Source organism: Streptomyces sp. Act143 (assembly GCF_003143935.1).
Taxonomy (GTDB): domain Bacteria; phylum Actinomycetota; class Actinomycetes; order Streptomycetales; family Streptomycetaceae; genus Streptomyces.
This window is the reverse complement of record NZ_QFRX01000001.1, coordinates 3,560,034-3,570,061: the sequence shown is the minus strand read 5'-3', so window position 1 is coordinate 3,570,061 and position 10,028 is coordinate 3,560,034. Positions and strand designations below refer to the sequence as shown.

Sequence of the window (10,028 nt, the reverse complement as noted above, 5' to 3'; positions counted from 1 at the left end):
GCCGAAGTAGTCGACGACGTCCTCGGGCCACTGGTTCGCCTCCGCCAGCAGCACCGTGTCCGGGTAGTGTGCGTCGATCTCCTTGCGGACCCGCTTGAGGAACTCATGGGTTGCCGGAAGGTTTTCGCAGTTGGTGCCTTCCTGCTGGTACAGGTACGGCACCGCGTCGAGCCGGAAGCCGTCGATGCCCAGGTCCAGCCAGAACCGCAGGGCGGAGATCATCTCCTCCTGGACCGCCGGGTTCTCGTAGTTGAGGTCCGGCTGGTGGGAGAAGAACCGGTGCCAGAAGTACTGCTTGCGGACCGGGTCGAAGGTCCAGTTGGAGGCCTCGGTGTCGACGAAGATGATCCGCGCGTCCTGGAACTGCTTGTCGTCGTCGGCCCAGACGTAGTAGTCGCCGTAGGGTCCGTCCGGGTCCCGCCTCGACTCCTGGAACCACGGGTGCTGGTCGCTGGTGTGGTTCATGACGAAGTCGATGATGACGCGCATGCCGCGCTGGTGGGCGGCGTCGACGAACTCCACGAAGTCGGCGAGGTCGCCGAACTCGGGCAGCACGGCGGTGTAGTCGGAGACGTCGTAACCGCCGTCGCGCAGCGGTGACTTGAAGAAGGGCGGCAGCCAGAGGCAGTCGACGCCCAGCCATTGCAGGTAGTCGAGCTTGGCGGTCAGGCCCTTGAGGTCGCCGACGCCGTCGCCGTTGCTGTCCTGGAAGGAGCGGACCAGCACCTCGTAGAAGACGGCGCGCTTGAACCAGTCGGGGTCCCGGTCCTTGGCCGGGGTGTCCTCGAAGGTGTCCGGGACGGGCTCGTTGACGATCATGTTGTGGGTGACCCTCCGATCTGCGGGGTGGACGGTCGCAGGACGGTGAGGATGTGCGCGGGGCGGGTGCCCGGTTCGAGACGCACGTAGTTCGCCCTGCCCCAGTGATAGGTCTCACCGGTGAGCTCGTCGCGCACCGGCACCGACTCGTGCCATTCCAGGCCGAGTTGCGGCATGTCCAACGAGACCGTGGCCTCCTGGGTGTGGTGAGGGTCGAGGTTCACGACCACCAGAACCGTGTTCGAGCCGCTGCGCTTCGAGTAGACGATCACCTCTTCCTTGTCCGCGTGGTGGAAGTGGAGATCACGCAGTTGGCGGAGGGCCGGACTCCGCCGCCGGATGGTGTTCAGCCTGGTGATGAGGGGGGCGATGGTGTCGGCGGTGTCCCAGTCGCGGGGCCGGAGCTGGTACTTCGAACTCGTACCACGCGCCGTACAGGGCGCGTTCGCGTTCCACCAGCAGCGGCAGCGGCTCGGAGGCCGTGACGAACTCCCGCAGCGGATAGGCCGCCAGCACCGCGTCCACCTGCGGCGTCAACGCCGCCGCCAACCGGGCCACGGCCGGCCGGGACTCGTCGCGCAGGGCGGCAATGGCGGCCCGGAGGATCTTCCGCTGCTCCTTGGGAGCGCCCTCGGCGGCCCGTTCGTACAGGCGTGCGCCCTCCTCCAGGACCAGCTCGGTGTCCATGCCGGCCGGGATCTTGATGTGGGCGTGGTGGCGCCAGGTGGTGATCGGGTCGCCCCAGGCCTCGACGTGGAACGTCCAGCGGCCCACCGAGCCGGGAGTGACCTCGGCGCCCCAGCGGTCGGTGCCGGGGGCGAGTTCACGCATCGGCGTCCAGGGGCCGGGCCGGCCCTCGGGGTCGGTGAGGACGACGTTCGCGGCGACCGCCTCATGGCCTTCGCGGAACACCGTGGCGGTGACCTGGAAGGTCTCGCCGGTGACGGCCTTGGCGGGGCGGCGGCCCTGCTGGACGACCGGGCGGACGTCCAGCACGGGTATCCGGCCGATGGTGGGTGTGTCGTCCGCGGAGGGTGGCTCCGCTGTGGACGGTGGCCCGGTGACGGCGGGCCGGGTGTTCGGCGTCGGGGGTGCTGACGTGTGGTGCGTGGCGGGCATGACCGCTCCTGTCCGCGTCAACTGAGGGTGGGCGGATGGCTGTGGGGAGGTGGGTCCTGCGTGGTGTTCCCGTGTGTTCCCGTGATGTGGCTGGGGTGTACCGGAGGAGCCTTCCCACCCTATTCGGGTGGGCAATCCGGCACTTTGTTAACTACTCACGCGTATGTCTACACACAAGACCGGCCCCGTCCGAATCGAACAGGGCCGGTGTCCGCATTCCGTGCCTGGGGCCTGTCCGGCACCGCATCAGGAGCCGCGGCCTTCCCGCTGCCTGATCCGCCGGACAGCTCCCTAGGAGCCCGGTACCTGGAGGAGCCTGTCCGGTGAGCCCGGTCCGCGGGCGGAGATCCTGCCCGACGCCGCCAGCGTGACCAGGGCGCTGGACACCTGCGCGGGCGTGGCCTTCGGGTGGTCGGCCAGATAGAGCGCGGCGGTGCCCGCGACGTGCGGCGTCGCCATCGACGTACCCGACTGGGTGGCCTTGGCGCTGTCGCCCTTGTTGGAGGCCGACGTGATCGAGACGCCCGGGGCGAACAGGTCCAGGGCGGAGCCGTAGTTGGAGAAGCGCGCCCGGGTGTCCGTGGTGTCGGTCGCGCCGACCGTGATCGCCTGTTTCACGTCCGCGGGGGAGTAGAGGCCGGCGGGCAGCCCGTCGTTGCCCGCCGCTACCGCGTAGGTGACACCGGACTTGATCGAGTTCCGTACGGCGGCGTCGAGTTGGCCGTTGTGATAGCCGCCGAGGCTGAGATTGGCGACGGCGGGCTTCCTCGCGTGCCTGGTCACCCAGTCGATGCCCGCGATGACCTGGGCCGTCGTACCCGATCCGGCGTTGTCGAGGACGCGGACGGAGACCACCTGGGCCTGCTTGGCGACACCGTACCTGGTGCCCGCGACGGTGCCGGCGACGTGGGTGCCGTGACCGTTGCCGTCCCCCGCGTACTTGTCGTTTCCGACGAAGTCCCAGCCGTAGCGGGCCCGTCCGCCGAAGTCCTGGTGCGAGATGCGGATGCCGGTGTCGATGACGTACACCGTGACCCCGGCGCCCGCGGACTCCGGCCAGGTGTAGCTCCTGTCCAGCGGCAGGTCCGGCTGGTCGACGCGGTCGACGCCCCAGGACGGGGGGTTCTGCTGGGTGTGGTCGAGCCGCACCCGGGTGTCCTGGACGACCGAGGCGACCCGGGAGTCCGCCGCGAGAAGCTTCGCCTGTCTCTCGTCGGCCCTGATCGCATAGCCGTTGAGGACCGTGCCGTAGGTGTGGCTTATTTTCGCCCCGTATTTCTCGGCGAGGCTCTTTCCCGCCGACGACGGGGCCTTCGTTCCCCCCTTGAGTGTCACCAGGTAACTTCCGCCGACGGCTCCGGGGTCTCCGGCGCCGAGTATCCGCCCCTCCGGTACGGCGTGCGCGGGCAGGGTGATGGCCGAAAGCGCGGCGGCACAGATCGCCGCGGTCAAGCCCCCCGCCCGGCGCAGACGCCGTGTTCGCGTCCGTGCCATGGTGTGAGTTCCCCTCCTCGATGCGGCGTACGGCGGTCGCGCCGCACCCGGGAGTCGTCCGGGGTGAACCTCTGTGACCGGTACGCCACTTGCAGCCTCTCGTGGGGTGTGAAGTCACCACAAGGACGCCTACGGGGGCGGAATCGGCCATATCCGCCATGGGGAGTGCGTGAAGGTTGCGGCGATTTCCGGCCTGATTCCGATCTGTCCGCCGCCGCGGCACCGTGGTTACGGCGGCTCCTCCCCGATACCGTCGATGTCCACGACGGGACGCACAACGCGGTGCGTCCGCTTCCGCACGCCTGACGAGGTGGCAGTGCCCATGAAGGCTATCCGTCGCTTCACCGTCCGACCCGTACTCCCCGAGCCGCTCCGCCCGTTGAGCGACCTGGCGCGCAACCTGCGCTGGTCCTGGCATGCGGAGACCCGTGACCTCTTCCAGTCCGTCGACCCCGAGCAGTGGGCCGCCTCGGGCGGTGACCCCGTACGCCTGCTGGGCAGCGTGCCGCCCCGGCGCCTCGCCGAGCTGGCGGAGGACCGGCGCTTCCTGCGCCGGCTGCAAGCGGCCGCCGACGACCTCAACGACTATGTCAGCGGTGACCGCTGGTACCAGTCCCAGCCCGGCGAACTCCCGGCCGCCGTCGCCTACTTCTCACCCGAGTTCGGCATCACGGCCGCGCTCCCGCAGTACTCCGGCGGCCTGGGCATCCTGGCCGGCGACCATCTGAAGGCGGCCAGCGACCTGGGCGTGCCGCTGATAGGGGTCGGCCTGCTGTACCGCCACGGCTACTTCCGCCAGTCCCTCTCCCGGGACGGCTGGCAGCAGGAGCACTATCCGGTCCTCGACCCCAACGAACTGCCGGTGGCGCTGGTACGGGAGGCCGACGGCACCCCGGCGCAGGTGTCGCTGGCCCTGCCCGGCGGCAAGCAGCTGCACGCCCGCGTCTGGCTGGCCCAGGTGGGCCGGGTGCCGCTGCTGATGCTCGACTCGGACGTCGAGGAGAACGACCTCGGCGAGCGCGGGGTGACCGACCGGCTGTACGGCGGGGGCAGCGAACACCGGCTGCTCCAGGAGATGCTGCTGGGCATCGGCGGGGTACGGGCGGTACGGACGTACTGCCGCCTGACCGGCCACGCGGCCCCCGAGGTCTTCCACACCAACGAGGGCCACGCGGGGTTCCTGGGCCTGGAACGGATCGCCGAACTGTGCGCCGCGGACGGCCTGGACTTCGACGCGGCACTGGAATCGGTCCGGGCCGGGACGGTCTTCACGACCCACACCCCCGTCCCCGCCGGCATCGACCGCTTCGACCGCGAACTGGTCGCCCACCACTTCGGTCCCGACGCCGAACTGCCGGGCATCGACGTGGAGCACGTCCTGCGCCTGGGCATGGAGACGTACCCCGGAGGCGAGCCGAACCTCTTCAACATGGCGGTCATGGGGCTGCGGCTGGGCCAGCGCGCGAACGGCGTCTCCCTGCTCCACGGCCACGTCAGCAGGGAGATGTTCTCGGGCCTGTGGCCGGGGTTCGACCCGGACGAGGTCCCGATCACCTCGGTCACCAACGGTGTGCACGCCCCGACCTGGGTCGCCCCGGAGGTCTTCCGCCTGGGCGCCCGGCAGATCGGCGCCCAGCGCACCGAGGACGCGCTGACGGTCGGCGCGTCGGACCGCTGGGACGCGGTGGGGGAGATCCCGGACCAGGACATCTGGGAGCTGCGGCGGAACCTGCGCGAGCAGCTGGTGGTCGAGGTACGGCAGCGGCTGCGCGCCTCCTGGCGGCAACGGGGCGCGGGCAGCGCTGAGTTGGGCTGGATCGACGGCGTGCTCGACCCCGATGTGCTGACGATCGGATTCGCGCGCCGGGTCCCGTCGTACAAGCGCCTGACGTTGATGCTGCGGGACCGGGACCGGCTGATGGAGCTGCTCCTGCACCCCGAGCGCCCGATCCAGATCGTGGTGGCGGGCAAGGCGCACCCGGCGGACGACGGGGGCAAGCGGCTGGTGCAGGAGCTGGTGCGGTTCGCGGACGACCCGCGGGTCCGCCACCGGATCGTGTTCCTGCCGGACTACGGCATGGCGATGGCGCAGAAGCTGTATCCGGGGTGCGACATCTGGCTCAACAACCCGCTGCGCCCGCTGGAGGCGTGCGGCACGTCCGGCATGAAGGCCGCGCTGAACGGCTGTCTGAACCTGTCCGTCCTGGACGGCTGGTGGGACGAGTGGTTCCAGCCGGACTTCGGCTGGGCGATCCCGACGGCGGACGGCACCGGTACGGACCCGGACCACCGGGACGACATCGAGGCGGCGGCGCTGTACGACCTGCTGGAGCAGCGGGTCACACCGCGCTTCTACGAGCGCGGCCAGGGCGGCCTGCCCGACCGCTGGATCGAGATGGTCCGCCAGACGCTGACCTTGCTGGGCCCGAAGGTGCTGGCCGGCCGCATGGTCCGCGAGTACGTGGAACGCCTCTACACCCCGGCCGCGCACGCGCACCGCGCGATGGACCCGGAGGCGGCCCGGGAGCTGGCGGGATGGAAGGCGCGGGTGCGGGCCGCCTGGCACGGCGTGACCGTCGACCATGTGGAGACGTCCGCGACGACCGCGACGGCCGAGCTGGGGACCACGCTGGGGCTCCGGGTGCGGGTCGGGCTCGGTGAACTGAGCCCCGAGGACGTGGACGTACAGGCGCTGTCGGGCCGCGTGGACGAGGAGGACCGGATCGCGGACGCGCTGACCGTGCCGCTGAAACCGGTGGGCGGTCCGGACGCGGAGGGGCGGTGGGTGTACGAGGGGCCGCTGTCGCTGGACCGGACGGGGCCCTTCGGCTACACCGTGCGGATTCTGCCGGCGCACCGGCTGCTGGCGTCCGGGGCGGAGCTGGGGCTGCTGGCAGTGCCGTCCGAAGAGGCGGTGGAGGCGGCGGGGGTGCTGATGCGGTGACGGCCGGAGGACTGGGCGGCCGTCTCGGCGAGGCCGCGCCGGTGCCGGGCGTGCCCGCTCAGTCCTCCGCCCCGCCGGACAGCCGGCGCAGCACCACACCGCAGCGGCGCGCGTACGCGTGCTGGAGTCCTCGTGTCGCGGGGCCGCCCGCCTTCGCGTACCACTTCGCCGCCCGGCTGAACGCCGAGATCGTCAGCCACACCGTGCCGTCCCCCGTGCGGTCGACGACGAAGGACTCCTCGCCGCACTCCGGATGGCCGGAAAGCGTTCCGTACGCCCAGCCGGCCCGGCGCGGTTCCTCGACCGTCCACACCACCCGGCAGGGCGCCTTGATCATCCCGGCCAGGGTGACCGTGACGTCGACGTCCGGGGCGGCCCGGTCGGCCGCCGCGTCGATGCCCACGCCCATCGCGCGGTGCATCTCCCAGGTCAGGACCGCTTCCGAGGCCCGCTCGAAGACGTCGTGGCCCTCGCCTATGCGGGTGCGGACGTGGAGGGCGTGGAAGTCCGGCGGGCAGAAACCCGGCTCGCGGGTGGCGCCCACGTCGGCATAGGTGAAGTCGTTCGACGGCTTTATCGGCGGCATGGGAGACAAGGGTAGGGCGGCACCCCGGAACGCCTTCCTCCCGGGTGCCGCCCGCCGAACTCCCTCGGACTAGCTCACGTTCACGGCCGACCAGGCCGCCGCGACCGCGTTGTACTCGGTGCTGCCGGAGCCGTACAGGGCCGCCGCCGCGGACAGGGTGCCGGTGCGCGCCGCCTTGTAGTTGGTCGTCGACGTGAAGTACGTCGTCAGCGCCTTGTACCAGATCTGCAGCGCCTTGGCGCGGCCGATGCCGGTGACCGTGGAGCCGTTGGACGTGGGCGAGTTGTAGCTCACGCCGTTGATCGTCTTCGCGCCGCTGCCCTCCGACAGCAGGTAGAAGAAGTGGTTCGCGACGCCGGACGAGTAGTGGACGTCCAGGTTGCCGACGGAGGAGGACCAGGAGTCCGCCGAGCCGCCGTCCTTGCTGGGCTTGTCCATGTAGCGCAGCGGGGTGCCGTCGCCATTGATGTTGATCTTCTCGCCGATGAGGTAGTCGCCGACGTCGGAGGAGTTGTTGGCGTAGAACTCCACACCGGTCCCGAAGATGTCCGAGGTCGCCTCGTTGAGCCCGCCGGACTCGCCGGAGTAGTTCAGGCCCGCCGTGTTCGAGGTGACGCCGTGGCTCATCTCGTGGCCCGCCACGTCCAGCGAGGTCAGCGGGTGGGTGTTGCCCGAGCCGTCGCCGTAGGTCATGCAGAAGCAGCTGTCGTCCCAGAACGCGTTGACGTACGCGTTGCCGTAGTGGACGCGGGAGTAGGCCGCGACGCCGTTGTTCTTGATGCCGCTCCGGCCGAAGGTGGACTTGTAGAAGTCCCAGGTCTCCGCGGCGCCGTAGGCGGCGTCGACGGCGGCCGTCTGGTCGGTGGTGGAGCTGGAGGCGGCGCCGGTGCCCCACGTGTTGTCGGCGTCCGTGAAGAGCGTGCCCGCGGTGGAGCTGGTGCCGTGGGCCTTGTTGTACGTCTTGTGGCCGCCGCGCGTGCCGTCGGTCAGCTGGTACGTCGAGCCCGACAGGGTCGTCTCCAGGCTGACGGTGCCCGAGTACAGGCTCTTGCCGGTGCCGGTCGCGTTCTCGATGCCCTGGTACTCGAAGAGCTTCTCGCCGGTCGCCGCGTCCGTGATGACGTGCAGCTGGTTCGGGGTGCCGTCGTCCTGGAAGCCGCCGACGATCGTCTCGTAGGCGAGGACGGGGGTGCCCGAGCCGGCCCAGATGACCTTGCGCGCGCCGTCGGCGGCGGTCTTCTCCGAGCCCGCGGCCTTGGCGGCGGACAGCGCCTGCTTCTCCGCCTTGGCGACGGTGAGCTTCGGGGTCAGGGAGGCGACCTTGATGGTTCTGGTGGTCGCCTTGGTGACGCCCTTGGCCGCGCCGGACTTCGACTCGTGGACGACCAGGTCGCCGCCGAGGACGGGCAGGCCCTCGTAGGTGCGCTCGTAGCGGGTGTGGACCGTGCCGTCGGCGTCCTTCACGACGTCCTTGACGACCAGCTTCTCCTTGGCGCCGAGGCCTATCTCCTCGGCGGTCGCGGCGGCGCCGGCCTGCTGCTGCTTGATGAGCGTGGTGCGTGCGGTCGCGGACAGCTGGAGGGGCGCGGCGGCGAGGGTGGTCGCGCCGGTGCTCTCCGCCGGGGTCTGGGCGGCGGCCGTACCGGTGGTCAGACCGGTGGTGAGAAGGGCTCCGGCGGCGACGGCGGTGGCGATGGCCAGAGTGGTGCGCTTGTGACGCGCGTAGAGGGGGGTCACACAAGCTCCTTCGTGGGGGAGCCCGGACGGCGGCTGGGGCCGCCGGCCCGGGATGGTTGTGAAGTTGTGCGGCGGGTGTGAGGAAGACTGGCATCAAGGACGCGTACATGTCAGGACCCCCACGTGATGTTGGCCGAAAAGCGACCGGCCGGTGAATGTTGCCGCCGCGTAAAGCGGCGTGACCTCGGCAAAGGCCCAACAAGCGGTCGGTAAGCGGACGGCAAAAAGAGGGCGCCGCCCCGGGGAGTCGAACCACCGGGGCGGCGCCCTGTCCAGGAGGCCTCAGAACGGGACGGCCTACGGGAAGGTGAGCTTCCAGCTGTTGATGTAGCCGGTGTCGAGGGCCGCGTTGTCCTGGACCCGCAACTTCCACGTCCCGTTGGCGACTTCGGAGGAAGCGTTGACGGTGTACGTGGTGTTGATGTTGTCCGCGCTGCCACCGGTGCCGTACGCCTTCAGGGTGTACGCCGAGCCGTCGGGAGCGACCAGCTGGACCTGGAGGTCACCGATGTAGGTGTGCACGATGTCCACGCCGACCTGGAGGTTGGACGGCGCGTTGCCGGACCGCCCGGAGACCGTGATCGACGACGTCACCGCGGCGCCGTTGTCCGGAATCGATACGTCGGCGGTGTTCTCGAAGGAGGTACCGCCACCGCCGCCGCCGGAGCGCGAGCCGACGGCCACGGCCGCCCACGCGTCCTGCACCGCCTTGTACTCGGCGCTCGTGGTGCCGTACAGCTCACCGGCCGCCGAGAGGGTGCCGGTGCGGGCCGCCGCGTAGTTCGTGGTGGACGTGAACTTCGTGGTCAGCGCGCGGAACCAGATCTTCTCCGCCTTGTCCCGGCCGATGCCGGTGACCGGGAGGCCGTCCGAGGTGGGCGAGTTGTAGCTGACGCCGTTGATGACCTTGGCGCCGCTGCCCTCGGACAGCAGGTAGAAGAAGTGGTTGGCCGGGCCCGAGGAGTAGTGGACGTCGACCGAGCCGATCCCCGAGTACCAGCTGTCCTTGGACGCGCCGTCCTTGCTCGGCTTGTCCATGTAACGCAGCGGCGTGCCGTCGCCGTTGATGTTGATCTCCTCGCCGATGAGGTAGTCACCGACGTCGTTGGAGTTCGCCGCGTAGAACTCGACCGCCGTGCCGAAGATGTCGGAGGTGGCCTCGTTCAGACCGCCGGACTCGCCGCTGTAGTTGAGTCCCGCGGTGTTGGAGGTGACGCCGTGCGTCATCTCGTGACCCGCCACGTCGATCGACACGAGCGGGTTGGTGTTGCCCGAGCCGTCGCCGTAGGTCATGCAGAAGCAGCTGTCGTCCCAGAACGCGTTGACGTA

Annotated in this window: 6 protein-coding genes and 1 pseudogene; 1 reads left to right on the top strand and 6 read right to left on the bottom strand. The window is 70.1% G+C overall.

The genetic code is table 11. The annotated features are described in order from the left end of the window. The 3 genes and pseudogenes from DI272_RS15755 to DI272_RS15745 all read right to left on the bottom strand — a co-directional run. Positions 1-819, bottom strand: an 819-nt coding sequence (locus DI272_RS15755) for an alpha-amylase family glycosyl hydrolase (RefSeq protein ID WP_258314573.1), incomplete at its 3' end; no start/stop codon positions are given. Further along, positions 816-1,938, bottom strand: a pseudogene (locus DI272_RS15750) (maltotransferase domain-containing protein). The gene DI272_RS15755 and the pseudogene DI272_RS15750, both read right to left, overlap by 4 nt. Before the next feature lie 291 nt (positions 1,939-2,229). Next, a complete protein-coding gene (locus DI272_RS15745; protein ID WP_109495983.1) occupies positions 2,230-3,432 on the bottom strand; it encodes a S8 family peptidase in 1,203 nt (400 codons plus the stop codon). A gap of 322 nt (positions 3,433-3,754) precedes the next feature. On the opposite strand from DI272_RS15745, the gene DI272_RS15740 reads away from it, so the two are divergent. Beyond that, positions 3,755-6,376, top strand: coding sequence for a glycosyltransferase family 1 protein (locus tag DI272_RS15740; protein ID WP_109495982.1), 2,622 nt, complete (start codon positions 3,755-3,757; stop codon positions 6,374-6,376). 58 nt (positions 6,377-6,434) lie between these two features. Here DI272_RS15740 and DI272_RS15735 read toward each other — a convergent pair whose 3' ends face one another. From DI272_RS15735 to DI272_RS45305, 3 genes are all read right to left on the bottom strand, one after another. Next, on the bottom strand, positions 6,435-6,962 hold the full coding sequence (locus DI272_RS15735) for a DUF1990 domain-containing protein (RefSeq protein ID WP_109495981.1): 528 nt from the start codon (positions 6,960-6,962) through the stop codon (positions 6,435-6,437). Positions 6,963-7,031: 69 nt separating this feature from the next. Next, positions 7,032-8,699 carry a M4 family metallopeptidase gene (locus tag DI272_RS15730; protein WP_109495980.1) on the bottom strand — a complete coding sequence of 556 codons (1,668 nt, stop codon included), beginning with the start codon at positions 8,697-8,699 and terminating at the stop codon, positions 7,032-7,034. A gap of 297 nt (positions 8,700-8,996) precedes the next feature. Next, positions 8,997-10,028, bottom strand: a 1,032-nt coding sequence (locus DI272_RS45305) for a M4 family metallopeptidase (RefSeq protein ID WP_258314572.1), incomplete at its 5' end; no start/stop codon positions are given.

Coding starts and splice junctions, on each gene's coding strand:
- DI272_RS15745 (WP_109495983.1), bottom strand. CDS start 3,432: ATGGCACGGACGCGAACACGGCGTCTGCGCCGGGCGGGGGGCTTGACC.
- DI272_RS15740 (WP_109495982.1), top strand. CDS start 3,755: ATGAAGGCTATCCGTCGCTTCACCGTCCGACCCGTACTCCCCGAGCCG.
- DI272_RS15735 (WP_109495981.1), bottom strand. CDS start 6,962: ATGCCGCCGATAAAGCCGTCGAACGACTTCACCTATGCCGACGTGGGC.